17 protein-coding genes are annotated in these 26,794 nt (G+C 46.8%); 9 read left to right on the forward strand and 8 right to left on the reverse strand.

Annotated features, from left to right (window positions below):
• Nucleotides 1–48: 48 nt before the first annotated feature.
• Both F453_RS0108450 and bglX read left to right on the forward strand, forming a co-directional pair.
• Nucleotides 49–2,544: a glycoside hydrolase family 2 gene (locus F453_RS0108450; protein ID WP_018967629.1), complete on the forward strand. Its 2,496-nt coding sequence runs from the start codon at nucleotides 49–51 to the stop codon at nucleotides 2,542–2,544.
• Nucleotides 2,545–2,592: 48 nt separating this feature from the next.
• Nucleotides 2,593–4,875 (forward strand): beta-glucosidase BglX, encoded by a 2,283-nt coding sequence (bglX, locus tag F453_RS0108455; RefSeq protein WP_244869413.1) that lies wholly within the window; start codon nucleotides 2,593–2,595, stop codon nucleotides 4,873–4,875.
• A gap of 1,106 nt (nucleotides 4,876–5,981) precedes the next feature.
• Here the strand turns inward: bglX and F453_RS0108460 are convergent.
• Complete coding sequence (locus F453_RS0108460; RefSeq protein ID WP_018967631.1) at nucleotides 5,982–6,194, reverse strand: PspC domain-containing protein; 213 nt, start codon at nucleotides 6,192–6,194, stop codon at nucleotides 5,982–5,984.
• A 753-nt stretch (nucleotides 6,195–6,947) separates the two neighbouring features.
• Between F453_RS0108460 and F453_RS0108465 the strand changes: the two genes are divergently transcribed.
• Nucleotides 6,948–8,351 (forward strand): T9SS type A sorting domain-containing protein, encoded by a 1,404-nt coding sequence (locus F453_RS0108465; protein ID WP_018967632.1) that lies wholly within the window; start codon nucleotides 6,948–6,950, stop codon nucleotides 8,349–8,351.
• 96 nt (nucleotides 8,352–8,447) lie between these two features.
• Nucleotides 8,448–10,892 carry a phosphodiester glycosidase family protein gene (locus F453_RS0108470; RefSeq protein WP_018967633.1) on the forward strand — a complete coding sequence of 815 codons (2,445 nt, stop codon included), beginning with the start codon at nucleotides 8,448–8,450 and terminating at the stop codon, nucleotides 10,890–10,892.
• 482 nt (nucleotides 10,893–11,374) lie between these two features.
• Here the strand turns inward: F453_RS0108470 and F453_RS0108480 are convergent, their stop codons facing one another.
• From F453_RS0108480 to F453_RS16230, 5 genes are all read right to left on the reverse strand, one after another.
• Nucleotides 11,375–12,019 (reverse strand): trimeric intracellular cation channel family protein, encoded by a 645-nt coding sequence (locus F453_RS0108480; RefSeq protein ID WP_018967635.1) that lies wholly within the window; start codon nucleotides 12,017–12,019, stop codon nucleotides 11,375–11,377.
• 183 nt (nucleotides 12,020–12,202) lie between these two features.
• Nucleotides 12,203–13,162 carry a D-2-hydroxyacid dehydrogenase gene (locus F453_RS0108485; protein WP_018967636.1) on the reverse strand — a complete coding sequence of 320 codons (960 nt, stop codon included), beginning with the start codon at nucleotides 13,160–13,162 and terminating at the stop codon, nucleotides 12,203–12,205.
• A 176-nt stretch (nucleotides 13,163–13,338) separates the two neighbouring features.
• A complete protein-coding gene (locus tag F453_RS0108490) occupies nucleotides 13,339–14,613 on the reverse strand; it encodes a replication-associated recombination protein A (protein WP_025789980.1) in 1,275 nt (424 codons plus the stop codon).
• 83 nt (nucleotides 14,614–14,696) lie between these two features.
• A complete protein-coding gene (locus tag F453_RS0108495) occupies nucleotides 14,697–15,422 on the reverse strand; it encodes a hypothetical protein (protein ID WP_244869414.1) in 726 nt (241 codons plus the stop codon).
• Between the two features lie 592 nt (nucleotides 15,423–16,014).
• The gene (locus F453_RS16230; RefSeq protein ID WP_018967639.1) at nucleotides 16,015–16,221 is read right to left on the reverse strand and encodes a hypothetical protein; all 207 of its coding nucleotides are present in this window, start codon (nucleotides 16,219–16,221) and stop codon (nucleotides 16,015–16,017) included.
• A 388-nt stretch (nucleotides 16,222–16,609) separates the two neighbouring features.
• On the opposite strand from F453_RS16230, the gene clpP reads away from it, so the two are divergent.
• From clpP to F453_RS15870, 5 genes are all read left to right on the forward strand, one after another.
• On the forward strand, nucleotides 16,610–17,272 hold the full coding sequence (gene clpP, locus F453_RS0108500; protein ID WP_009231443.1) for an ATP-dependent Clp endopeptidase proteolytic subunit ClpP: 663 nt from the start codon (nucleotides 16,610–16,612) through the stop codon (nucleotides 17,270–17,272).
• A 166-nt stretch (nucleotides 17,273–17,438) separates the two neighbouring features.
• Nucleotides 17,439–18,671 carry an ATP-dependent Clp protease ATP-binding subunit ClpX gene (gene clpX, locus F453_RS0108505; protein ID WP_018967640.1) on the forward strand — a complete coding sequence of 411 codons (1,233 nt, stop codon included), beginning with the start codon at nucleotides 17,439–17,441 and terminating at the stop codon, nucleotides 18,669–18,671.
• Between the two features lie 120 nt (nucleotides 18,672–18,791).
• Nucleotides 18,792–20,969 carry a DNA helicase RecQ gene (gene recQ, locus F453_RS0108510; RefSeq protein WP_018967641.1) on the forward strand — a complete coding sequence of 726 codons (2,178 nt, stop codon included), beginning with the start codon at nucleotides 18,792–18,794 and terminating at the stop codon, nucleotides 20,967–20,969.
• Between the two features lie 560 nt (nucleotides 20,970–21,529).
• Complete coding sequence (locus F453_RS0108515) at nucleotides 21,530–24,226, forward strand: fimbrillin family protein (protein ID WP_018967642.1); 2,697 nt, start codon at nucleotides 21,530–21,532, stop codon at nucleotides 24,224–24,226.
• 13 nt (nucleotides 24,227–24,239) lie between these two features.
• Entirely contained in the window at nucleotides 24,240–24,386 is a 147-nt protein-coding gene (locus F453_RS15870) for a hypothetical protein (RefSeq protein WP_169333985.1), read from the forward strand.
• A gap of 229 nt (nucleotides 24,387–24,615) precedes the next feature.
• Here the strand turns inward: F453_RS15870 and F453_RS16235 are convergent, their stop codons facing one another.
• Nucleotides 24,616–24,843, reverse strand: a complete 228-nt coding sequence (locus F453_RS16235; RefSeq protein WP_081619147.1) for a hypothetical protein — start codon at nucleotides 24,841–24,843, stop codon at nucleotides 24,616–24,618.
• 362 nt (nucleotides 24,844–25,205) lie between these two features.
• Nucleotides 25,206–26,789: an HNH endonuclease signature motif containing protein gene (locus F453_RS0108525; RefSeq protein ID WP_018967644.1), complete on the reverse strand. Its 1,584-nt coding sequence runs from the start codon at nucleotides 26,787–26,789 to the stop codon at nucleotides 25,206–25,208.
• Nucleotides 26,790–26,794 lie beyond the last annotated feature (5 nt).

Consider the following 26,794-nt stretch of genomic DNA (forward strand, 5'->3'; position numbering starts at 1 on the left):
CCCTTATCTATACTTGTCAAGGCTTGGTTGGCCTGCTCCTTGCATCGTATGGAGCAGGTTTGCAAGTTGTCGCTCTTGTCGTTTGTGACATGGGCGACACTTGGCTTGCATGCAATGGAACGCCAATTGTGGGACGCCAACTGGCGTTTCGCCTTGGCCGACAGTGCAAACATGGCGCAACCAACCTTCGACGACACTTCTTGGCGTGTGCTTAACCTGCCTCACGATTGGGCTATCGAGGGCAACTTCTATGTAAAGAACCCCTCAGGAGCCGTTGGCGGTGCGCTGCCAGGTGGTGTGGGGTGGTATCGTAAACATCTAACGCTGAACGATAGCGATACTTTAAGCCGCTACGTACTGCATTTTGATGGTGTGTTTATGAACACTTCGGTGTATGTTAATGGCCATTTGGTGGGCATTAGGCCCAACGGCTTCATCGGTTTCGGCTTTGATATCACCCCATTCTTAAACAAGAAGGGGGGCGACAACGTTGTGTGCGTGCGGGTAGACAATGCCCAACAGCCCAACTGTCGTTGGTACACTGGCTGCGGAATTTATCGACATGTCTACCTATTGCGTAGTTCTGAGGTTAGGGTGGCTCAATGGGGCGTGCAGGTTTTGCCTACGGTGAAAGGCCATAAGGCAACCGTCGCCCTCAATACAACCATCGAAAGCTTTGCAAAACAAAATCGCAAGCTTAGCGTTAGACAATCGCTCTACGATGCCGAAGGGCGTCGTGTGGCGCAATCGGTAACTGGATGTGTGGCGCGAATGGGTAAAACCACCGTCAATCAGCGACTCAACGTGTCGCATGCTAAGCTGTGGTGGCCCAATGCCCCTCATATATATAAGGTGATAACCGAATTGATGGCGGGTCGCGAGGTAATAGATCGCGACACCACCACCATGGGATTGCGCACCATTGCCTTTGATGCCACCACGGGTTTTTCCATCAACGGTCAGCCTACAAAGCTCAATGGCGTGTGTCTTCATGGCGATTTGGGTTGCTTGGGCACAGCTATCAACGAAGATGCCTTGTATCGGCAGCTGCGTATGATGAAAGAAATGGGCACCAATGCCATTCGTTGCGCCCACAACCCACCTGCTCCCGAACTGCTTAACTTATGCGACACCATGGGACTGATGGTGATAGACGAGGCTTTTGATCAATGGCGGGTGGGCAAAACGGAGTTCGACTACGCCTTATTCTTTGATAAATGGGCCGAACGAGACCTTACCGACATGGTACTTCGCGATCGAAACCACCCTAGTATCGTTCTGTGGAGCATCGGCAATGAAGTTCTTGAACAATGGAACACCACCAAAAAACAAGGCGTAGACCTCGACGACGTGAACATTTTGCTAAATAACGCACGCGACCCAGTACGTTTGGCCGCAGACAAAGGACTTAGCGACAATGCCAAACTTACGCGTTGGCTGGCCGATATCGTACGTCGTAACGACCCTTCGCGTCTTATAACGGCTGGATGCAACGAGGTTTCGCCCAACAACCACTTGTTTAAAAGTGGTGCGATAGACGTTGTTGGCTTTAACTATCATAGCAAGCAAGTGGCCAATGTGCCCAAGAATTTCCCCCGAAAGCCATTCTTGATGACCGAGAGCGTATCGGCTTTGCAAACCCGCGGCTTTTATGCTATGCCCAGCGACTCCGTTAGGCGCCTGCCAGGTAAGCGTCGTCCGTTTATCGACCCTTCGTTTCTTTGCTCGTCTTACGATAACTCGTGCACGTCGTGGAGCGCAACTCACGAGGCCACATGGGATGTTGTGAAGCACACACCCTATTGTTCGGGGCAGTTTATTTGGACTGGTTTCGACTACATTGGCGAACCAACACCCTTCAATTTCCCTGCACGCAGCAGTTATTTTGGTATCGTAGACTTGGCGGGATTTCCCAAAGACGCCTATTATCTCTACCAAAGCGAGTGGACGATGAAAACCGTATTGCACCTATTTCCACACTGGAACTGGATGCAGGGACAAGAAATCGACCTGTGGTGTTATTACAACAATGCCGACGAAGTGGAGCTTTTTGTCAATGGGCAGTCGCGTGGCGTTAGGCGAAAGGCCAACAATCACCAATACCACGTTATGTGGCGCGAACGGTTTGAACCAGGAACGGTGGAGGTTGTGTCGCGAAAAGGCGGACAAGTGGTGGCAAAACGAGCCATCAACACCGCAGGACAACCCCACCATTTGCGACTGACGGCCGATAAAAATACGCTTCGTGCCAATGGGAGAAGCCTTGTCTTCGTCACCGTTGAGGTGGTAGACAAGGATGGCAACCTTTGTCCTTGGGCCGAAAACGAGGTGCTTTTCTCGCTCGAAGGCAGTGCCACGATAGCTGGAGTAGACAACGGTAGCCCCTTCTCGCTCGAAAGATTTAAAGACAATCGTCGTAAGGCGTTCTTCGGGAAGTGCCTTGTGGTGGTGCAGGCAGGCAATGAAGCGGGTGCGATTAACCTCAAGGCGAAGTCTATCGGACTAGAAACGGCCGAGGTGAAGATACAAATGATTGATAAATAAGAGATGGAGTGGGGACTCAGCCTATCTCAAACGTAACACAAATACATAATGAATTTACAATTGCAAATACGACGTGCAACAATGTTGGGCATGCTCCTGTTGGGCATTGCCTTAACTACGAATGCCCAACGGCAGCGCAGCAAGGCTGTGAAAAAACAGGTTCCAGTTCTTGGGAGACATGTTATAACAACAGCCGAAGACCTTTTTGTGGCCGACCTTCTGCGCAAGATGACGCTCGAAGAGAAGGTGGGGCAACTCTCCCAGTATGTAGGCGGCTCGCTATTAACGGGTCCGAAGAGCGGGGCGCTTAGCGATTCGCTCATGGCACGTGGTATGGTGGGGTCGGTATTGAATGTGGGCGGAGTAGACAACCTACGCAAATTGCAAGAGAAAAACATGCGCTTGTCGCGCTTGAAGATACCTCTAATCTTCGGTTTCGACGTTGTTCATGGCTACAAAACCATCTTTCCCACACCATTGGCTGAGTCGTGTTCGTGGGATTTAGACCTTATGTACCGCACGGCAAAGGCTGCTGCCATCGAAGCTTCTGCTTCGGGAATACACTGGACCTTTGCCCCGATGGTGGATTTGGCACGCGATCCGCGTTGGGGACGTATCGTAGAGGGGGCGGGCGAAGACCCTTTCTTTGGCTGTAAGGTGGCCGAAGCGCGCGTAAAAGGATTTCAATGGAACTTGGGAAAACCCAATTCGGTGTTGGCTTGTGCCAAACATTTCGCCGCGTATGGTGCTCCGCAGGCTGGTCGCGACTATGCCCCCGTAGACATTTCGCCCGCTACCTTGGCCGAGATGTACCTGCCTCCCTTTAAGGCTTGCATAGATGCGGGGGTGCAAACGTTCATGTCGGCCTTCAACGATCTTAATGGCGAACCCGCCACTGGCAGCCATTGGTTGCTCACCGACTTGCTTCGAAACCAATGGGCATTTAAGGGATTTGTGGTGAGCGATTGGAATGCGGTGGTTCAACTCAAAGCGCAAGGCGTGGTAGAGAACGATAGGGATGCCGCCATTATGGCCTTAAAAGCGGGCGTTGACATGGATATGGTAGACGGATTGTATAATGCGCACATCGCAGATGCCGTGCGAAAGGGCTTGATAAGCGAGTTTACCGTGAACACGGCAGTGGAAAGAATACTACGACAAAAATATCGTTTAGGCCTGTTCGACAATCCATACGCCTTCTTAGACAAGGCCCGCGAGCAACAAACTGTTCGTTCGGCCGAGCTTATGGCCTTAGCCCGCGAGGCGGCAACAAAGAGTATGGTGTTGCTTAAAAACGAAGGTGGGGTGCTTCCACTTTCAAAGCAGGTTGGGCGAATAGCCGTTATTGGACCTTTGGCCGACAATCAAGCAGAGGTGTTGGGCTCGTGGAAAGCACGGGGTGAAGATGCCGATGTGGTTACGGTGGTTAAGGGATTGCGCAACAAACTTGGGACTAACGCAAATGTGGTGTATGTTCGCGGTTGCGATTTTCTCGACATGAAGAACAACGAATTTGCAAAAGCAAGGCAGGCTGCTGCCAATACCGACGTGGTGATTGCTGTGGTAGGCGAGAAAGCTTTGATGAGTGGCGAGAGCCGAAGTCGTGCCTTTTTGTCGCTTCCCGGTTTGCAACAGCAGCTTATTGATACGCTCAAATCCACGGGTAAACCGCTTGTTACGGTGCTGATGAACGGTCGCCCGCTGACGTTAGCTCATGTGGCAGAGCAGTCAGACGCATTGTTGGAGGCGTGGTTTCTTGGTACACAATGTGGAAACGCTGTAGCCGACGTGCTCTTTGGCGATGTAAACCCTTCGGGAAAACTCACTGTCTCGTTTCCATACGCCGAGGGACAGATACCCAACTATTATAATTACAGGCGGTCGGGACGGCCTGGCGACATGGAACAAACATCCACCGTGCGCCACATCGACCTAAAAAACCGCAACCTTTATCCCTTCGGTTTCGGACTTAGTTACACCACTTTCGAATACGGTGCCATAGAATGTGCATCGCATTTCGATGCCAACGGACGCCTAAAAGTTAGTGTAGACGTGAAGAATACGGGCGATAGGGATGGTGAAGAGATCGTACAGCTCTATGTAGCCGATAAGGTGGCGTCGATGGTTAGGCCTGTAAAAGAATTGAAGGGATTTAAGAAGGTGATGATTAGGCGTGGCGAAACGCAACGCTTAGACTTCGAACTGCGTGTGCACGATCTAGGCTTTTATACCAACACCATGAAGTATGTGGTTGAGCCTGGCGAGTTCGATATCATGGTAGGACCTAACAGCGAACAGCTAAATGGCAAGACCGTGGTATGGAATAAATGAGTCGCGCCATAACAGGAAACTAACGCATGCAGCCCGCTTTGTGACAAACAAGCGGGCTGCATGCATTAGTGGTCGAACCTAAAGATAATAGCGCTCGTAGGGAGATAGGCAAAAAGCGTTTCGTACATCATAGGAATGTCTCTCGGCATCCCTATAAGCATGAGCTAGTTTGTGATAAGAAACCATTCGTTTTCATATTTGCATAAAGTACGCTATTTCAGAATAAGGTGGCATTCGTATCAAACAAGACAAAGGAATTATGATACCTACCTTCGGCAAATTTGAGATTCAGTACCATAGACTTTGAATTAGGCAGACGCAACGGCTAACTATCATGCTAACTACCGCGTAGCGGTTGGTCTGTTGGTAGGACAGGGTTGGGAGCCAAAGCGACCTACCCTGCCTAAGCTGTGCAGAGAGGAAACAATGCCGTAGGGTATTGGTCTGTTTCCGTTAAATGCGTTTCTAGGTGGATAATGAGCACAATACTCTCCTCGTCTCCCTATTATTCTGCCAGTATATTGGTGACATTTTCTCTTCAAATATGTAAAATTACACCCGCAAACAACTAACATCCCTATACAAACTAACCAATGGAAAAAGACCAAGACCTACGGCCTTGTGGGGTTAAACGTATCATTATGACAGGGTAGGTCGCTTTGGCTCCGAACCCTGCCCTTCCAAAGGACCAACCGCTACGCGGTAGTTGGCGCAACATCTCTCACATGTACATAAGCTATTACGGGTTGTTTCTTATTTCTACATCACATAAGCATACGTGATGTAGTTCTTTTCCCCATCACTTAAAGCTAATAGATACGCTATATCTTACGGATATGGGTTTGCCGTAAATATGTGGCCTTATGATAATGCACCTTATTCTTTGAGCAAGGTTGGATGCAACTGAAAACTATTATGCCAACAGTTACGTGGTAATTAGCGCAACGCCCACTACCATGTGCATAAGATGTTACGAGTTGGTTGTTATGCCCAACTGGTGTGTAAATGCTGCCAGAAACCTATCAAGGCATCATTTTTATAACTTGTATAGCCTCTTTATCTAGTGTGTGATGTTGGCTGCGGGTAATCTATTATTAGCCCAAAGCTTATTTATTTTGCTCTGGGTTAAACTCTTCACTAGGCACAACAAGCCATGCCACGAGGTAAACCAAGACGCCCGAGAAGGCTGTGGTTACGGTGGCGAGGGCGTAAACGAGGCGAACAAGGGTGACATCCCAATCGAAAAACATGGCGATACCACCACAAACGCCTGCTATCTTGCGGTCTCTAGAACGATATATACCTTTATTTGTATTCATGATGCTTATGCTTTTTGTTTATTATTAGACGAATAAAAGGAGGTAAAAGTTGCAGTGACTTATGCGCAACGTTTGTTCTTATGTAATCTAATCAATAAAAACGCACCAACCGCAGCGCAGTAGTTGGCATAATAGTTTCTTCTTATACCCTTGTCTTGCGCAAAATGTTTGGTAGTTTATCCCGAAGTAGGAATATGCTTCATGCCTGCCTTTTTCTTATTGTTTTCGAATGGAAAGATATGCGATTGGAAGGTGATAAATAACCCCTTGTACAGTGCTTTTTAAGTACCCGCATTGTTATCGCTTAGCTGGAACAGGATTCCAGTTGACATGGAACAGTGTTCCAGTTGATATGGAACAATGTTCCAGATAAGATGGAACAGGAGTCCAAAATAGTGGTAACATGTCGATGGTTCATTTCGAGTGTTACAAGCTCATAGCTAATATACAAGGTAGGAATAATTAATGCCATGCGAGTTTAGGATAATGAACAATCGTTATGTTAACTGCCGCTATGCGGTAGATGGCGAGATGGCCATTTCTTTAATAAGGAAAGCTTATCCAAAACAAGCGTAGGGATTACAAGTCGCTTTGTTTATAACCAACCTTAAAGGAAAAACAAAGAAAATATGTCAAAATGATGGGAATGTAAAAAAATATATATACTTTTGCAATAAGACAAAGAATACTTAGTGTTAGCGAACATAAAACGATTAACGATACCCATTTATTGACATTTAAAACCTAGACATCATGAGTAAAACTTTACTTCATTTGGCTGTGTGCGCTTTATGTAGCGTTTCAGCAGTGGCACAAACCACAAAAGACGCGGCAATATACGCGCCTACAGCAACAGGTGAACAACTCACCAATTTGTATCTTAACTCTGCGATTTTAAACGGTGGAAACGCCGTGTTACCTGGTGGCGTTGCTGGAGATGCACGTGGAATGGCCGTTGTTAACGGTAAAATGTACGTGTGTAACAGAGATGCAGAAGGGTCGAAACTTATTGAACTCGATGCGAGAACAGGTGCATTGCTCCGAAAAATCGAACTTCCTGCAGACATGTGGAAAGAAGGCGAAAAGGCTCTTGGCTTTATCTGCAACGATGTGCAGGTAGATAATGCTGGACATATATTCGTTTCCAACATGGCTACCGAAATGCGCGGTGATGGCGCAGCCCATACTTTTAGGGTGAATTATGTGGATGTAACGAAAACGCCTGTGGAATATAAGACGGTTTTGAACGCCACATTGCCTGCCACCTTGCCAAAAGCGATGCGCATAGATACGTACGACCTATACGGCGACATTCTGAATGGCGACGGCATTATCATGCTTCCCGTGAGTGGTAATGAAGCAGGTGCAGGCAATACTGTAATTAAATATACCGTAACCAGCGGCGTAGCAGATGCAGCCAATCCGCAGACGATAGTGCTTACAAAGTTTAATCCTGAGAAAGCGGTGGCTTCTGGTGCTGCTCCACGCATCAATATCATCGATAACGACCTGTTTTATCACGACGGTTTCAACACAATGCCGATGCTGTATGATATGAATGGCGCTGTGGTTGACGGTTTCCAAAATAACAAACCGTTGACTCCTGCAAGCACGGGTCAAAATGGTGTTACGGAATTCGAACTTAATGGCTCGTATTATCTTATCGTGGCTTCAACAAACACTGATGATAAAGAAGCTCCTCAAGCTTTCGACATCTTTAAATTTAAAGACGAAGGTCGTTCGTTTGCCGACATGACGCTCCTCTATCGCTTCCCGCAAGCAGGGCTAGGAGGTGTGGGCAATGCCGTAAGGACGGCTTTGCCCAGAGTAGAAATCATTGATGGAGAAGGTGGACATAAAAAAGCGCTTATCAATATCTATGCCTACAGAAACGGTTATGGTGGCTATGAATTTGTAAACAATGTGTCGACCGGCATCACCAAGGTTGAAGGCGAGCAACTGGACTATACTGTTAGTGGCAACGTTATCACGGTGAATGGGGCAGCCAAAGCCATTAGTCTTTACAATGTCATTGGACAGAGAGTGGCAGAGACGGTAAATGGACAAACGGTTAAGGCTCCTGCACGTGGTGTATATGTACTGAACGTTCAAGGTAAGAACGGAAACACGAAGACGGTAAAAGTAGTTATCGATTAGTATAGACAGCCGATAGAATGCCTTGAAGAAAGGTTTCTATCGGCTCACTTTTGCCTTATTTTATAGCATAAACACTTATTCTTCTTATTTTTTCTTATGAAAAAGCTTTTTCAAAGTATCCTTTTTCTGTTGTTGCTCACAACCTATGCGCAAGCAAATGATGTTGTCATCGATGGAAAGAGTTATCGTGTAGATACGGTTGCCATATTTAAAGCGGGGCCCGGAACGCAATATATGGCCTTAGAATTTAAAGGCGCCAAGCGCATGAATGCGTTTTTCTTGAAAGTAGACCTTACCAATCCCTATATCACTTATCGTGCGGCTTTGGGTCGTGACTCGATTTACGGAGGCGAACAGCCATCGAAAGTCGCTGCCCGAAAAAGCAAAGAGAACGAAGTATATATTGCCGGAACAAACGGCGACTTCTATAATGTGTCTGACTATGTTGGTATGCCGATTGGTTGCACGGTGGTTAATAATGAGCTGGCCAACAACAATTCGGAGTCTTATCATCGGCAGGTGTTTGCCTTCGACAAGTCGAAAGTGCCCTATATCGGTAGCATGAGTTATTCGGGAAACCTGCAAATTGGGGCGGATCGTTATGAGATCAATCATGTTAACCACCTGAGAGGGGATAACCAATTGGTGCTCTACAATCAGTATAACGGACAATATACCCACACGGATGCAAAAGGAACGGAGGTGTTGGTTACGCTGTCTGATGGTGAAACGTGGGAACTGAACAAGGAAGTTCGTGCAAAGGTGGTTTCGGTTGTACAGAATAAGGGCAACATGCACATACCCGCAGGTAGTGCGGTTTTGTCTGCCAACGGGGAAATTGCCAAAAAACTGGCAGCTCTAACTGCTGGAACGGAAGTGAAAATAGCGCTAAACTTGTCTATTGGTGGTGCTACTGCGCCATTTGCTGATGTGATTGGCGGCGATCCACGCAGTCCGATGTTGCAGAATGGAACCGTAAATACGACCGAAATATGGAACGAACTGCATCCGCGAACGGGTTTCGGCTACACGCAAGACAAGAAAACGGCTATTCATTGCGTGGTAGATGGTCGCAGTACGATTTCTGCGGGAGCCAATACTAAGGAGTTGGCTGAAATCATGAAGTTTGTTGGCGCCTACAATGCCATGAACCTCGACGGAGGTGGTTCAAGCTGTCTGTTCCTAAAAGATTTTGGTCCGATGAACAAAAACAGTGATGGAAATGAGCGAGCCGTAAGCAATGGCATCTACGTAGTTTCTACAGCACCCGCCGATAACACGATAACCGAGATCAAATGTCTTCAAACAAAGGTGCGTTTGCCACGTTATGGCATCTACAAACCTACGTTCTACGGATATAATCGATATGGCGTGCTCGTTTCAAAGAACGTTGAGGGCGTGAAACAAACCGTCGATGCCAAGGTAGGAGAAATCTTAGCAGATGGCAGCTTCTTTGCTTCGGGAAAGCAATCGGGTGAAATTATTGCCCGTTACAATGGTGCAACGGAGAAAATAGAAGTGGAATTACTACCCGAAGCACCTGTAACCATCCGCTTAGACTCTGTTTTGCTCGACAATAAAGTGGCTTATCCCATCGAAGTACAGACAGAAGTGGGTGGTAATGTGTTTAATTTGTATCCTGGCGCAATGCAATGGGAAGTTGCCGATCCAACTGTCTGCACCGTCACCGATGGTGTTGTTAAGGGCCTGAAGAATGGTTCGACCATCGTAAAGGGTAGGTTGGGCAGCTTTACCGACCAAATAAAAGTGAACGTTGAGATAGCCAATAGGCCCACGCTCACCGCTCGTGCGTTTACCGATGCTACGTGGAAGGTAACCCATTCGGCAAATCTGAAGGATGTTGTCAATGCTCCCACGAAAGACGAGGTTAAAACGACCTTCACATATAATGCAGGACGTAATCCCTATGTAGCCTATAATAACGATATTCCTCTTTATAGTCTGCCCGACAGTATTAGGCTTACGTTCAATGCAGGTGAAACGAACATCAGCAAATTAAGCCTTCGTTTTAAGGAGCACAACAGTAACATGACCACCATTAACAAAGAGTTTCAGGACTTTAAGAAGAACAAAGACAACACCGTCAGCCTTGCATTGGCCGACTTGATGGACCATCCCAACGATAGGGGATCCTATCCGTTGCACTTCAATTATATGCAGTTCTCCATCAATGGCTCGGGTATGACGCCTAAGAAAAGTTATAGCATCACCGTTAAAGAGCTTGTGCTGGTGTATAAAGGCATTACCACAGCCATTGCCCGTCCTGCAAACAACGGTTCACAAAAGGTGTTTGTTGGTGCCGTTAAGGATAATGGGCTAGTGGTGCACTTTGATTTCGACAAAGAGCAGCAGGTTCAAATCGAGCTTATCTCCGTATCTGGGAAAGTGTTGCACAAAGCTCGTCTGGGCTTTGTAGGAAAAGGTAGCCGTGTCATCCCTATGCAACAGTCGGCACCTGGCGTGTATTTGCTGAAAGTGAGCTATGGCAATAAGCACGAAACGATAAAGGTTATGATTTAAATTCTATCCATATACGCTCTTCAAAGGAGGAAAATCCAAGGAATATATAATAAGGAGTAAAGGTGAAAAGATGCACGCGTTGCATCTTTTCACTGATTGGGTTTGGGCTTGTTGTTGCAGCAATAGGCCAGCATATATATGATCGGCCTATCTCAACCTACGCCCGAAGAAGACGGTAAAGAGTGAGAAAAGGAGGGCAAAGCCTAGTGTCTCGATTGAGGCAAGGATTCTTTGCGCAGCTATATGTTCGTCGAGAACCATGCTTTCGAGCATTTTCACGACGACGAATATTACGTATGTAACTACGAATTGAACGGCAAATTGTTTTGTTCTGTTTGGTTTCATGGTGTAATATCATTTTGGTTGTGGTTATGGCTTATTATTAATCAAGGTGCTGTTTCGTTATTTGGCGGATGTAGAAGGTTACTTGCTACATCCGCTCTATTGGCTGTTTTCTTGTTCTCAATGTTGCCTTTCCCCTACTATTCCTTGAGTTTCTCTTCGCGGAGAATGGGCAGCGAGATGTGATAACGCATGGCCAGGAACCGCACAAGGCAGATGAAGAGGAAGCAGATGATAACCGTTAGGCTTATCTCTACGCGCAAGGCGTATAACGCCCAATAAAGTAATCCACCCGCGATGCTTGCCATGGCGTATATCTCCTTGCGGAAAATAAGCGGCACGTTGTTGAGCAACACATCGCGAATGACACCACCTGCCGACCCCGTGATGCAGCCCATGATGATGGCTACCCAAAAAGGCTGTCCCAAGGCGAGGGCTTTTTGCAAACCTGCAATGGTGAAGAGGGCAAGCCCGAGTGTGTCGAACACGAACCAAGCATTGTCTAGTCGCCTGACGTATTTGGCGAAAACGATGATGGAGAGGAGAGCCAACACGGTGCAAATCATGTAGACCGACGAGGTCATCCAAAAGGGCTTAACGCCCAGCATCATGTCGCGTAACGTTCCTCCGCCAATGGCCACCGCAATGCCACATACCAATCCGCCGAACCAATCTACTTGTTTGGCCGAGGCATGGCGTATGCCCGATATGGCAAAGGTGAAAGTTCCTACTATCTCTATTATGGTTTGAACGGTCTGAACCAGTTCTGGATCTCTGTATATCATTTCTTTTTTATTATCCTGAGAGGGGAAGTGGTGGGCGAGGCGTGTTGTGTTTAGCACCTTGTGCCTATCCAACGTCTGTGCTTTTTGTAGTCACTGGTCTAGGCGTTGTGTGCTATTTGTTGTCGTCAGTTTGGTTTCAAACCTTGCTGGTAGACGTTTATGCACGCCGTACGCTATGCCATGTTACAGTCCGTTCACCACGTTTTGGGGTTTGCCGGCGATAAAAGCCTTGGCGTTTTCTATGGCCGTGGCCATTAGTCTACCTCTCGCTTCGGCCGTTGCCCATGCTATATGGGGCGTGATAAATGCATTGGGCTGTTTCAGCAGTGGGTTGTCGGCCTTCGGTGGCTCGCTACTCATCACGTCGCTGCCATAACCAGCCAGTCTGCCTTCAGCTAAAGCGTCGGCCACATCAGCCTCATTAACCAGCGGTCCACGACCAGTATTCACCAGAATGGCACCGCGTTTCATCTTTGCTAGTGACTGGCGGTTAATCATTTCGCGTGTGTTCTCGGTGAGCGGACAGTGCAATGATAGTACGTCGCTTTGGGTAAGCAACTCTTCGAGGTCGGCTTTCTCCACGCCTTTGGGCATTTCTTCGGCCTTCTTACTGGTGAGAGCGATAACGCGCATGCCAAAGCTGAGGGCGATGCTCGCCACCTTTTGTCCGATATTACCAAGGCCTACGATACCGAATGTTTTGCCAGCCAGTTCGCTTAGGGGGGTGTCCCAGTAGCAGAAATCAGCAGCCGCGCTCCATTGTCCCTTACGATTTTGGTCGGCATAATGCTCTATGCGGTTGGTGATGTTCAGCACATGGGCAAACGTCATCTGTGCAACGCTGTCGGTGCTATATGCTGGAACGTTGGCCACCACGATGCCACGAGCGCGCGTTTCTTCAACGTCGATGATGTTATAGCCCGTGGCCAGTATTCCAATATATTTGAGTTGGGGTAGTTGTGCAAGCGTTTCGCCCTTCAATACCACCTTGTTTGTCAGCACCATATCGGCGTCTTTGGCTCGTGCAATTACCTCGTCGCGCGATGTACGGTCGTATATTTCAACCTCCCCAAAGCTGTTCAGCTCTTTCCAAGAGTAGTCGCCGGGGTTGGCCGTATAACCATCTAATATTACGATTTTCATGTTTAAATTTTATTTTATGGGTAAATTATTCCTTTCTTAATTGACAAGTAAACTAGCTAATAGGGTGGCAAGGGCTTTGCTAGTTGAAAAGCCGACCTGTAAACGAGTTGACAAGGTTGTTGCCCTGTTATGATTTCGCCCTTATACTTAGCCCAAAACGCTTCTTTGTAGCATGTTTATTTTTTCTTTTCGCCCCACAGTTGCACTATTCTTTGATATAGTTTCTCTTCGGAAGGGGAGTGTTGCGCATACCAGAAACGTGCGTCTTTAAGATCATCGGGCAGGTATTGCTGTTGTGCAAAGTGGCCCTCGTAGTCGTGCGCGTACTTGTAACCGTTGCCATATCCTAACTGTTTCATCAGCTTGGTGGGTGCATTTCGGAGGTGCAGTGGCACAGGAAGATTGCCCGTTGAACGTGCCGTTTCGAGCGCGGCATTAATACCTTGATAGGCCGAATTGCTCTTTGCGCTGGTGGCTAGATACACGGCGGCCTCGGCTAAGGGATTTCTACCCTCTGGCCAGCCTATCTTCATCACGGCATCGAATGCCGCATTGGCGATGAGCAAGGCGTTGGGGTTGGCCAATCCGATGTCTTCGGCTGCGCTAATAACCAGTCGGCGTGCAATGAATTGCGGGTCTTCGCCACCTTCAATCATTCTCGCCATCCAATAGAGAGCCGCATCGGGGTCGCTGCCACGTATGCTTTTGATGAAGGCCGACACGATATCGTAGTGCATTTCACCATCCTTGTCGTAGGCCAAGGGGTTTTGTTGCAGGCATTTCACCACCGTTTCATCGTCTATCAGCACGTTGGCGTTGGCTGGCGAGGCCTCAACCACCAGTTCAAGTATGTTTAACAGTTTGCGCGCATCGCCTCCGCTGTATCTTATTAGGGCTGCGTTTTCCTTCATTTCGATGTGTCGCTGCTGCAAAATCACGTCGGTTTTCAGGGCGCGTTCTATCAAATCTTCGAGGTCTTCTTTGCTTAGGCTTTGCAGCACATATAGCTGACAGCGCGAAAGCAGTGGGCGAATAACCTCAAACGAGGGGTTTTCGGTGGTGGCTCCGATGAGCGTAACGATGCCTTTTTCTACCGCCCCGAGCAGCGAATCTTGTTGCGACTTGCTGAAACGGTGTATCTCGTCGATAAAGAGAATGGGCGAATGCGACCCGAAAAAACGTCCGCCTTTGGCCTTTTCTATCACCTCGCGCACGTCTTTAACGCCACTTGTCACCGCGCTTAGCGTGTAGAAGGGCGTTTCTAGCTTTTTCGCTACGATTTGAGCGAGCGTAGTTTTGCCTACCCCAGGTGGTCCCCAGAGTATGAAAGAGGGTATGCGGCCGGCTTCAATCATGTTGCGCAGCACGGCATTTGGCCCTACCAGATGTTTTTGCCCTACGTAATCGTCGAGCGAACGCGGGCGCATTCTTTCGGCTAATGGTTCACTCATTGCTGCAAAGTTAGCGAAAACGCGCTACACCACAAAATAAAAGAGGCGTAGATTAGTGGCGTGTGAGGGCGCGTTGGATGAGGCTAGGGTCTGTATGTGCTTGGTGGCATTATTGTGGGCGAACTGTTGCGACGCTCGAAAACGGTTTTTTCAAGAATGTCGCGTACCATTTCGCCAACTGGAATTTCAATGGTGAACTTCTTTGAGATATGGTATTGGGGTGTTAGGATGGGGGATACAATCCATTCGCCACGATAGGGATCGTAACGCCGTTGCACACCAACGTCAACGCCCCAACGGCCATTGTCGAGGGTGAAAAAACCTCCGTATGCAGAGCTGTTCACGTAGGGAAAGGCAGCCATAGAGAGGTATGGCTGTATGCTATAATAGCTGCCGAACAGTGTTGCGCTGGCTTGTGCACTGAAACGGTAGGTTAGCGAACCGCCAATGCCAAATTGTGTGGCTGTATGGAACGTGCAATAACGGTCGGCCGAGGCGTAAACCGAGAGCGAAAGGTTGTCCCACGAACGACTTAAGCGCAGTTGTGCACCTTGCCTTACCAACATGGCGGGAAACGTTTCGCGGTAGCTTTGGCCGTAAAAGTCGATGCCTTGCCAACGGCCTAGCTGTCCGTTGCGGTTATAATCGGTTGCTGGTGTGGTGGATAGGCTCATTGCTTGCTTGGGTATGGGTTGCGATAGGCGCAGGTCCAGACTGTCGTTTGCGCTCCAAAAACGGTTGGCAATGGCGATGGAATCGGCTGTTGATAGTGCTTTTGCTTGGATATTGGGTGCTATGGCAGATGTCATTGCAGGGCTTGATGTGGTGTTTGGCTCTGCAAATTGTGGTTTGGGTAACGGCCGTTCAGTGTTTCGCGCCGTCTTTCGGTGCTTCTTTTGTTCTTGTGCCAAGATGTTTGTGCAATATAACAACACACAAACCAGTATGCAAGCATATTTCATATCGTCGGCGTTTGATTGTTACTTTGTGCACAAAGCATTAGAGATAAGAAGGTTATGTGGATGTTTCTTTTGCGAATTTACGATGTTTTTTCGATATTTGCAACAAATGCGGGCAATTTAACATGATGATGGCGCGATGTTTGCTTCAATGTCATTGGTGAGCGAGTGCTTAAAGTAGGTTGTTGATAGGTTGACAAGCTGTAGCCGACGATACTGAATAATGGCCCACACCATATATATAATACGCGAGGTAGGGATAAGAGATGTTCGCCATGCCGACTATCGCATAGCGCTAGTTGGCGAGACAACTATTCGTTTTTTATCTAATCTTGTTCAACAAAGCATCGTATCTTATCCTGAGTTCACGCAACGCTTGATACTAGCTTGGCACGATCTAGGCGGTTCGTTCCACAGCCTATCACCGCCATTAACTCACCCTTCATGCCTCCAAACGCCATCTTTCACTCCTCACCAGATAAGCCCTTGCAGTGAGCTTTTTCAGCTCTCGCTTTGTTACAGCTAAGTTGGACTCCTGTTCCAGATAAGTTGGAACGGCATTCCAGCTTAACTGGAACTGCATTCCAGATAACTTGGAACAGCCGTCCAAAACATGTTTAACACGGCGGTTAATGTAATAATGCATCATCAGGGCTTAGAACGCGCATTCTCGGAACGATGAAAATGCGAACGACGGAATGGCTAATTGGCGTGTTCGGGATAAAATACCATGTCTCTTGAACAAAACTAGGCCAAGTGAAGAAATGACTATCTCGCCAACTAGTGCAATGCGGCAGTTGGCATAACAATTGGCTTTTATCCCGAACTCGCGTATATAAGGCGTGGTTGGCGATGGCATCATGGTCGTTTGCACTTGTTCGTTTGCCCTCGCATTTCACCCTAAAATGGGCATTGAAAAATACCCTCAATATTTTTGGAGTAGACTTTTTTTTTATTAACTTTGTTGTTCAAACAAGCGGGATAGCTGGCCAATAGGTCCTAAACCGCAAACATCAAGAAAGGATATTAGTAAGAATATGAACGATTTTAGAAAGTATGCCACCGGACATCTTGGCATGAACGGGATGGTGGTAGACGACGTGATGAAGGCCCAAGCGGCTTATCTCAATCCCTATATCTTGGAGGAACGCCAACTGAACGTTACACAGATGGACGTGTTTTCGCGACTGATGATGGACCGCATCATTTTCCTTGGCACCGAAATAAACGACTATACGGCCAACACCTTGCAAGCGCAGCTGCTGTATCTAGACTCTGCCGACGCAGGTAAGGATATCTCTATCTACATCAATAGCCCTGGCGGGAGCGTAACAGCTGGTCTCGGCATCTACGATACCATGCAGTTCATCTCCAGCGATGTGGCTACGATATGCACTGGTATGGCCGCTTCGATGGCCGCAGTGTTGTTGGTTTCGGGTCAAGAAGGTAAGCGTTCGGCACTTCCACATAGTCGTGTGATGATTCACCAGCCATTGGGCGGCGTGCAAGGGCAGGCTTCCGACATCGAAATCGAGGCTAAGGAGATCCTGAAATTTAAGAAAGAACTCTACACCATCATATCTAACCATTCGCATACGCCCTTCGAGAAGGTATGGAACGACTCTGATCGCAACTACTGGATGAATGCCGAAGAGGCTAAAGAGTATGGAATGATCGACTCGGTTTTGGTGAAGAAGTGATATTAAACGGCGTTTCGCCCGTGGCGTAGGTTGTGCTATCTGCGGACGAGACCCTCTTGCCCAGCCGTCATCTTATGTTGTTGATGGGCGTTTTTCGCCTTGGTCGTATGGCAAAGGCAAGGTGGCAAAGGGGTTGAAGTTAAGCCGTTAACTAACGAAAATACAAATGCCAAAGAATGTATGTAGCTTCTGTGGAAGAAGCGAAAAAGACGTAAACTATCTTATAGCAGGACTTAACGGGTACATCTGCGACAGCTGTGCACAGCAGGCCTATGAAATTACGCAGTCGGCAAATGCCTCGAAGGCTCAGCCTACTACGGAAAAGAACCCCGACGCGCTGAAAAACGTGCCCAAGCCGATGGATATCAAGGCCTATCTAGACCAATATATCATTGGGCAAGACGAGGCCAAACGCTACCTTTCGGTGTCGGTTTACAACCATTATAAACGCTTAGAACAGCCCATAGGCGACGATGGCGTGGAGATAGAGAAAAGTAACATCATCATGGTGGGTAGCACCGGAACGGGAAAAACCCTCATGGCGCGAACCATCGCCAAACTTCTTGATGTGCCTTTTACCATCGTAGACGCAACGGTGTTTACCGAAGCGGGATATGTGGGCGAAGATGTTGAGAGCATACTTAGCCGACTTTTGCAGGTTGCCGATTACAATGTGGCTGCCGCCGAACGAGGTATCGTCTTCGTAGACGAGATTGACAAGATTGCCCGAAAGAGCGATAACCCCAGCATAACACGTGACGTGAGTGGCGAAGGCGTGCAACAGGGATTGCTAAAGTTGCTCGAAGGAACCACGGTTAATGTTCCGCCAAAGGGTGGACGTAAGCACCCCGACCAGGATTACATACATGTAGACACGCGTAACATATTGTTTATCTGTGGCGGAGCATTCGATGGCATCGAGCGGAAGATTGCGCAACGCCTCAATACGCATGTGGTGGGCTACAATTCGGTGCAGAACGTGCGCAAGATAGATAAGGGCGACTTGATGAAATACATTCTTCCGCAAGACCTCAAGTCGTTTGGGCTGATACCCGAAATCATTGGTCGTTTGCCCGTGCTTACCTATCTTAACCCGCTAGACCGTGAAGCCTTGCGTCGAATATTGGTAGAACCAAAGAATTCTATCATCAAACAGTACGAGAAACTGTTTAAAATGGACGACATCAAGCTGAGTTTCGCGACCGAAACGCTAGACTACATCGTGGATAAAGCCGTTGAATACAAGTTGGGTGCACGCGGATTGCGCTCCATTGTCGAAGCAGTGATGATGGATGCCATGTTCGAAGTGCCGTCTAAGAAGGTGAAAAGCTTCGACGTGACCTTGCAATATGCCAGAGAACAACTAGACAAGTCGGGCCTGCAAGAACAGGCTAGCTGAACGATAGGGCTGTGAACGGACGGCATTGGAATATAAAATTCCTCACGCACACAATGTCGTCCGCTCACAAAACCCACCGTGAAAGCCAATAATCTCACATCTGTGAAACCTAGACCATTTATGACTAAGGACGTTAATCTTACAGAACCGCTCAAACAATATTTTGGTTTCGACTCGTTCAAGGGCGACCAAGAGGCCATTATCCGCAACCTTCTTGCGGGTAACGACACCTTTGTGCTGATGCCAACAGGTGGTGGTAAAAGCCTGTGTTATCAGCTGCCGTCGCTGTTGATGGAAGGAACAGCCATCGTTATTTCGCCACTCATCGCGCTAATGAAAAACCAAGTGGATGTGATGAACGGCATGAGCGAAGACGGATGCACAGCACATTATCTCAACTCGTCGCTCAACAAGGCCGCCATTCAGCAGGTAATCAACGACGTTAAGCGTGGCGCAACGAAGCTTTTATATGTTGCTCCCGAATCGTTGGGTAAAGATGAGAATGTGGAATTTCTGCAATCGATAAAGGTTTCGTTCTATGCCGTAGACGAAGCGCATTGTATCTCGGAGTGGGGACACGACTTCCGCCCCGAGTATCGTAATATCCGACCCACCATTTCGCGTATCGGACAAGCGCCAGTGATAGCCCTTACGGCGACGGCCACCGATAAAGTGCGCTCCGACATTAAGAAAAACTTGGGCATTGGCGAAGCTTTGGAGTTCAAAAGCTCGTTTAATCGTCCCAACCTCTACTACGAAGTACGCTCAAAAACGCAAGAGGTAGACCGCAATATCATCATGTTTATCAAGCAGCATGCGGGTAAAAGCGGCATTATCTATTGTCTTTCGCGCAAGAAGGTAGAAGAGTTGTCGGCCATATTAAAGGCCAACAACATCAAGGCCGAGCCTTATCACGCAGGCTTAGACAGTGCTACGCGCTCGCAAACGCAAGACGATTTCCTGATGGAGCGTATCGATGTGATTGTGGCCACCATCGCTTTCGGCATGGGAATAGATAAGCCCGACGTGCGCTTCGTTATCCATTACGACATCCCGAAAAGTCTCGAAGGATATTACCAAGAGACGGGTAGGGCTGGCCGAGATGGTGGAGAGGGGCTCTGCATCACGTTCTATTCCAATAAAGACCTGCAAAAGCTGGAGAAGTTTATGGAAGGGAAACCCGTGTCTGAACAAGACATTGGGCGGCAGCTGCTGCTAGAAACGGCCGCTTACGCAGAGTCGTCGGTGTGCAGGCGCAAGATGTTGCTTCACTATTTTGGCGAAGAATACACCGAAGACAACTGTCATAACTGCGACAACTGTTTGCATCCCAAAACCAAGAGAGAGGCAAAAGAGGCTTTGCTCATTGTGCTTAAGGCCGTGATGGCCGTAAAAGAAAACTTCAGAAGCGATTATATTATCGACTTTGTGAAGGGTAGGGCAACCGATGATTTGGTGTCGCACAAACATAACGAGCTGGAAGAATTCGGTGCGGGAGAAGATGAAGACGATAAGATTTGGAATCCCATCATCCATCAGGCGCTTATCGCTGGCTATCTGAAAAAAGACGTAGAGAACTATGGCTTACTGAAAGTGACTGCTGCAGGGCGACGTTTTATCAAGCAACCGCAATCGTTTATGATTGTAGAAGATACCGATTTTGATGATGATTTCGATGAAGAGGCACGTGACAGCTGTGGTTCCACCCTCGACCCGGAACTTTATCTCATGCTTAAACAGCTACGTAAAGACGTGGCCGAAAAACACAACGTGCCGCCATACGTCATCTTCCAAGATGTGTCGATAGAGCAAATGGCCGTGGCTTATCCCATAACGCTCGAAGAATTGCAGAATATTCCTGGTGTGGGTGTTGGCAAGGCCAAACGCTATGGCGATGCTTTCTGTGAGCTGATCAAGAAACATTGCGAAGATAACCAAATAGAAAGACCCGAAGAATTAAGAGTAAGAACCGTAGTCAAAAAATCTATGAACAAGGTAAAAATCATTCAAAGCATCGACAGGCAAATAGCTCTCGATGACATTGCAAACGCCCTAAACCTTGGTTTCGACGACCTGTTGGGCGAGATTGAAACCATTGTGAACAGCGGAACGAAACTAAATATCGACTATTTCCTTGATGAGGTGATGGACGAAGACCGCGTAGACGACATCTACGACTATTTTAGGACGAGCGAAACAGACGACCTTGAGACGGCTGCCGAAGAACTAGGCGGAGACTATACCGAAGAGGAGATAAGGCTGGTACGCGTCAAATTCCTTTCGGAAATGGCGAATTAAGCTCGGGAAATATCGTTATGTCCTTGTCGATTTCTAGTAATCGATTGAGGGCTAAACGCCTTTCGTTGATTGTTTTATAATCTTTAAAGCGGCCTGTTTTTAGCTTTTACGGCACAATAGGCCTTTCATATTGTTGCTGCCACTCGTTAGTAGTATACTATCGTCCCATCGATAGCGTCGCTACCAACGAGTGGCAGTTGCTGTATTAACGCCTTAGTATTCCCCAATGGAAATGTAACTTTATTGTGTGGGGAAAAGAACAAATTAAAACTGGATGTGTAAATAAATCAAACTATTTATACAATAAAGGTGGGAAAAGTAAGAAAAGATTTTCCTGTATTATTAAAAATGATTAATTTTGCACCCGATTATGTATGGTAATACAATATTGAGCTGAGTAGGTATGGCTCAATCAGGTAACATAACAGGATAAGAATAATTCTTTATTATTAAAAATTAGAGTAGGATAATAAGTGCATGTTTACCTGTATGTTGTTTGCTTATAACTGGTAATTATATATTTATTACAAAAACGTACTTAGTAGGTACTTATTCAGGAAATGAACAAATTTAGAAAGTTGTTGGTATGGGCGTTTGCTTGTACCGTAGTTTGGGGAATAGTAGGTTGTGCCGATGATGTGGCCAACAGCAACCAAACGCAGAATGGAGACATAAAAGTGGACTTCCAAGTGTCGAGTGCGCAAGAAGAAATGTTGCTGAATACGCAAGCTTCAGTTACTCGTGCCGCCGTACAGGAAAAGCCATATAACAGCGAATTGGAGTTGCAAGACTTTGCCCCACGTGTGCACAAGGCTGATCCACACAATGGTCCTGACGTATATTTAATTGAATCTACTGTAGAAGGAATCGATCCGACGATGCCTGAGACAAGCACTCGTGGCAACGTGGTGACAGAAATTAAGCAATCGTTTTCTACATTGGGATATCGTGGAGATAGCCCAAACACGATTTCAAAAACGCCTAATTATTTTTATAATGAGGAGACTTTGAAGACTGGCGCATTGGTAAAGCCTATATATTGGGCTTGGAATCAACGCTATGCCCGTTTCTATGGCGTTTATCCACAAGTAAAAAATGGTGATCAAAGTCTTGTTTTGTCACCTCAAAATCATGAGGGTACGCCTTATGTAGACTTTACGGCTAACACCGATATAAAGCAACAAGTGGATTTGATGACAGCCTATTCGGGTGATGTTGTTTATGAAGCTCAAGGTGTGGCACCAAATTCCAGCCTCAAGTTTTATCATGCACTTACGGCAATTTCTTTCTCTGTGGGGAATAACCTTTCTTATCCCGACAAGATAAAGAAGATTGAAATAAAGAACGCCATTAGCAAAGGCCGTTTTGTTATGCAAACGGCTGCCAATGGAACGGGTTCAAAATGGGAGGAACTTTCCGAGCGTAAAACCTTTACACTTGGCGATATTGATGTTCAAACAAAGAATGTACCTGGACAACGAATCGTGGGTGATGGCACCGATAACTACACGTTCTTGATGATCCCACAGAAATTGGATAATGTGGAAGTTGTGATTACTTTGGAACAAGGTAAACAAATCACCGTAAAATTAAGTGGAGAGTGGAAGCAAGGAACCAGCAAAGTTTATCGCATTTCGAATACAGAGAGTGGCTGGGAATATACACTTTTGACAGATAGTCCTGCTGCAGCTGACGCTTCTGCTACTGCTTCAGGCAATTATGGTATAATTAGCTTCCGCAAAGACCGTGCAGGAGGAAGACAAGCTGTTAAGTGGAAGGTCGTTGGATATAGTACTGATGGTGGAGCAACTTTTAGCGCGACAAAGCCAGCTTGGTTAACTTCATTGAGTAAAACAGAAGGAGATGGTGGCGAATTTAGAGAAACGGGTAATGCTAAATTCGATAAGAACAAAACTGTCTTTGACTTGCAAGGGCTTATACTTAGCATGCAGGAAGAGCCTCAAAGGGGTACGTCGACCGACCCATACGACCTTTCGACGCATGATGTGAATGGTGTTTCTACCAGTAAGAATACGGCCAACTGTTATGTTATTAGTGCACAAGGATATTATAAGCTACCCTTGGTATATGGTAATGGCATCAAAGATGGACAAGCCAATACTAAAGCTTATAATCCAGGTATAACAGGAACAAAGGTTTTGAGTAGTTTTGTTGACCATAAGGGACAAAGTATAACTTCTCCATACATAACAACCAGCAATGGCGGTAAGTACACTGCCACCGAGGCAAAAGTTGTATGGGCTGATACGGATGGGTTAGTTGTTGACCCTAAAATCTCTAACGGTTATCTTACCTTTCGAGTTCCTAACACCTTCCAGAATGGAAATGCTGTGGTGGCTGTTCTTGATGATGGTAACCAAATCTTGTGGAGTTGGCACCTATGGTTTGCTCCTGCCTTTGTGTTAGACCCTATTACCGTAAAGAATAAGCAAGGTATATCTTATACTTTCCCCTTCGAGAACATTGGATATAAGTATACAAAGTACAGCGGCCCTGCCAAACAGCAGCGCTCTGTAATAGTGAAAGTTGAACAAGAGGTAAAGAACAAGGGCGTAAAAGCAACCGCTACATTCACCATTACGCAAAATGGAGCGGGCGCAGAGCGTTTTGGTCGCTCTATGCTTTATCAGTTTGGACGTAAGGATCCCTTCCCTGCAACAGACGAGTCGATGCCTGTTGGCTCAATAAGAAGAAATCCTAACAAGAGAATAACAAATATCTCTATATGCAATACAATATTGAATCCGAACTTGTTCTATACCAATCATCCCGATGACACTGATTGGAATAATAACTTCTCATACGTTAATTTGTGGTCGGCTGCTAATAAGGTTAAGACTCTTAACGATGATAAGGTTGTTAAAACGATTTACGACCCAAGTCCAGTAGGATTTGTTGTTCCTGCATCAAATGCCTATACAGGTTTTACTACTTCTGGCGGTAGGGCTACAACTGTGAGCAATTTTAATGTAACAGGTAGTTGGAACAATGGCTGGAACTTTAAAGCAGAGCAAGGCCAATCCATCTATTTCTCTCAAACAGGATGGATAGGATCGAGTGATGGCGCACTTTATACAAGTGCTTACGGATATTATTGGGTGGCTGTTCCTTCTTCTTATGATCCAGATAAAACAAGTCATGCTTTGCAAGTATTGTCAGGTGTAGTAGATCCAACTACAACACCTTACCAAAAGGCAAATGCTTTCGCGGTTCGTCCAATGAAAGAAGTAAACTAATAAAATGTGTACAATGATGAAAAAGATATATATTGCACCCAAGATAGAGAACTATTGTATGATGCAAGAGACACCTCTACTTGCGGCCAGTCCGAAGGTTGGCAACCCTCCTGTTGTTGTTCCGCCGACAGAAGACGGTGAAGAAGAGTATGAAGGATAAATAAAGAAACCGAGCTTATGCATCCAAGCGTAAGCTCGGTTTTTTACATCACAAACGCGAATTTAGGATAAGAGCCGTTTGCTATGTAAATTATCGCGTAGCGCTAGTTGGCGAGATAGCTGTTTGTTTTTGATCTAATCTTGCTCAATAAAGCATCGTATCTTATCCCGAATTCACGTAACGTTTGATACTAGTTTGGCACGATCTAGGCGGTTCATTTCACAGCCTATCACCGCCACCAACTCACCCTTCCTGTCTCCAAACGCCATCTTTCATTCCCCACCAGATAAGCCCTTGTAGTGAGCTTTTTAAGCTTCCGCCTTGTTACAGTTAAGTTGGACTCCTGTTCCAGATAAGTTGGAACAATGTTCCAATTCAACTGGAACAGCATTCCAGATAACATGGAACAGCGGTCCAAAACATATTTAACACGACGGTTAATGTAAAAATGCGTCATCAGAGTTTAGAAGGCGCATTCCCGAAACGATGAAAATGCGAACGACGGAATGGCTAATTGGCAAGTTTGGGATAAGAAACCATGCCCTCAGAACAAGATTGGACAGGTAAAGTAATAGCTATCTTGCCAACAAGCGCTACGCAACAGAAAGCATAACGATTGTGTTTTATCTCGAACTCGCGTATCTTATGTATAGCAAAACAGGGGTTTTGAAGATAAAGAATAAGGGTATAGAAACGCGTTCTATACCCTTATTTGTTATCTTTTGATGTGCAACTAAAGTGCTGCTTGCCATTTGCAATATGCCGAACTACATTTGTAGAGCGGTTTATCGCGAACTGTTTGAAAAGCTATGTCAATCTTTATTTCACCACAACTTTTTTCTTGCCGACAATATAAATGCCTTTGGGCAGACCTGTTAAGGCTTCGTCTTGCAGCACCTTGGCACGCAACAAACGGCCGTCGATAGAATAGACGTTTACCCATTTCGTGTCTACTTGTGGCAGATTACGAATGTCTGTCGTAGCAGAAGAAACGTATAGCTGTATGGGTTGTTGCTTGTTCGTCTGCATATAGCATCCAAAACGTGGTTGTTTGTCGTTGTAATTAATCATGCGCTCAGCTGCTTTCTTGTTGCTAATAACAACATTGCCCCCATTGTCTATGCTTATTTGCCATTGAGCACTGGCTGCCGTTGCATCTTTTGCATTGTTCAGCGCGTTCTTTGGACCTGTATAAGCCATGTACATTTTCTCAGTGGCGTCAAACCAAGTGTAGCTTCCAGCCAATTCGCCAAGTGTCAATGTGTATGGCTTTCCATTGGTATTCACTTCTGTTGTGATGGTATTTCCTGCAATCTCTACCTTAACAGCCGTTCTAAAAGCTTTGTTTGTTGCGCTCAAAGCCATCTTAGCCGCTTCGTTAACGAAGAGATAGTACTTGCCCGCTTGGAAATCGCTTGTTGATGTAACTTTGTGGAATACCATTGCACCTGTTGGTGGCGTGGTGTTGTTTCCAGGGTTATCAGGGCTTTTGGGGTCGTTAGGCTTGTTGGGTTCGTCGGGCTTATTGGGATCGTTAGGATTGTTTGGCTTTCCATTTTTTCCAGGAACAACATAGTTGGCATAATCAAATGCCATGTTGGTTTGGGTTCCCCATACGTATTGTTCCAGTCCGGGGTAGTCCACATACGGGTTCCTGTTCAATTGCAACTTATATACGGCGTTGTTTCTGTCCACTTCTTTTTTGCTCACGGGGTCTTTGTCGGCCCAACGAATAAACATGTCCAAAGCCCATTTAGCCAGTCCTGGGTAACTACTCTGTGCGTATACGCCGCCGCTCCAACTGCCAACCCTGTCTTCGTAGCGTGTGGCCATATAGAAGTAAGCCCGTGCCAAGTCGCCCTTATATTCGTCGGCAGGTTCGAAAACGGTGCCGTTGTAGCCTGGTGTGGTACTCTTTCCCAACTTGCTAAATCCGTTGGCCGACTGGTATTGTTCGCCTTTGGTTTCTCCAAGAGGAACGTTACCGCGCCTGTTGTTAACGTATCCGTCTGAGGGAAACACTTGGAATAGGTCGCTCCTCATGGGGCTAGCCTTGCCAAACCAGCTTTGAGGCGTGGTGTGTTCGCGGTTATATACGTCGCCCTCTCTCGCGTAGTTGCCCGCCCTGTCTTTTTTAGGGTCGTATTTTGTTATGTTCGAGTAGATGTCCCAGATAGTTCCGTCGGGTCGAAGGTCGGTTGTTTCGTATGCCGTCCATAGTCCGTTATAGCCCAGATCCTTTGTGCCTGTGGATATAATCTTGCTTAGGGCAGTCTTTAAGGCCTGTCCCTTTTGTCCGTTAGCATTTTGGTAGTATGTTCCCGAACCATTAGAGCCTTGCGCCCAAGCACCAACCGACATGGCTAGGGCCAACAATGTGTGTGTAAATCTTACTCTTTTCATATTGC

Source organism: Hoylesella loescheii DSM 19665 = JCM 12249 = ATCC 15930 (assembly GCF_000378085.1).
Lineage (GTDB): Bacteria > Bacteroidota > Bacteroidia > Bacteroidales > Bacteroidaceae > Prevotella > Prevotella loescheii.

Excerpts from the sequence above, each read along its gene's own strand:
- F453_RS0108450 (WP_018967629.1), top strand. The coding sequence starts at position 49 with ATGGAGCAGGTTTGCAAGTTGTCGCTCTTGTCGTTTGTGACATGGGCG.
- bglX (WP_244869413.1), top strand. The coding sequence starts at position 2,593 with ATGAATTTACAATTGCAAATACGACGTGCAACAATGTTGGGCATGCTC.
- F453_RS0108460 (WP_018967631.1), bottom strand. The coding sequence starts at position 6,194 with ATGAATACAAATAAAGGTATATATCGTTCTAGAGACCGCAAGATAGCA.
- F453_RS0108465 (WP_018967632.1), top strand. The coding sequence starts at position 6,948 with ATGAGTAAAACTTTACTTCATTTGGCTGTGTGCGCTTTATGTAGCGTT.
- F453_RS0108470 (WP_018967633.1), top strand. The coding sequence starts at position 8,448 with ATGAAAAAGCTTTTTCAAAGTATCCTTTTTCTGTTGTTGCTCACAACC.
- F453_RS0108480 (WP_018967635.1), bottom strand. The coding sequence starts at position 12,019 with ATGATATACAGAGATCCAGAACTGGTTCAGACCGTTCAAACCATAATA.
- F453_RS0108485 (WP_018967636.1), bottom strand. The coding sequence starts at position 13,162 with ATGAAAATCGTAATATTAGATGGTTATACGGCCAACCCCGGCGACTAC.
- F453_RS0108490 (WP_025789980.1), bottom strand. The coding sequence starts at position 14,613 with ATGAGTGAACCATTAGCCGAAAGAATGCGCCCGCGTTCGCTCGACGAT.
- F453_RS0108495 (WP_244869414.1), bottom strand. The coding sequence starts at position 15,422 with ATGACATCTGCCATAGCACCCAATATCCAAGCAAAAGCACTATCAACA.
- F453_RS16230 (WP_018967639.1), bottom strand. The coding sequence starts at position 16,221 with ATGATGCATTATTACATTAACCGCCGTGTTAAACATGTTTTGGACGGC.
- clpP (WP_009231443.1), top strand. The coding sequence starts at position 16,610 with ATGAACGATTTTAGAAAGTATGCCACCGGACATCTTGGCATGAACGGG.
- clpX (WP_018967640.1), top strand. The coding sequence starts at position 17,439 with ATGCCAAAGAATGTATGTAGCTTCTGTGGAAGAAGCGAAAAAGACGTA.
- recQ (WP_018967641.1), top strand. The coding sequence starts at position 18,792 with ATGACTAAGGACGTTAATCTTACAGAACCGCTCAAACAATATTTTGGT.
- F453_RS0108515 (WP_018967642.1), top strand. The coding sequence starts at position 21,530 with ATGAACAAATTTAGAAAGTTGTTGGTATGGGCGTTTGCTTGTACCGTA.
- F453_RS15870 (WP_169333985.1), top strand. The coding sequence starts at position 24,240 with ATGATGAAAAAGATATATATTGCACCCAAGATAGAGAACTATTGTATG.
- F453_RS16235 (WP_081619147.1), bottom strand. The coding sequence starts at position 24,843 with ATGACGCATTTTTACATTAACCGTCGTGTTAAATATGTTTTGGACCGC.
- F453_RS0108525 (WP_018967644.1), bottom strand. The coding sequence starts at position 26,789 with ATGAAAAGAGTAAGATTTACACACACATTGTTGGCCCTAGCCATGTCG.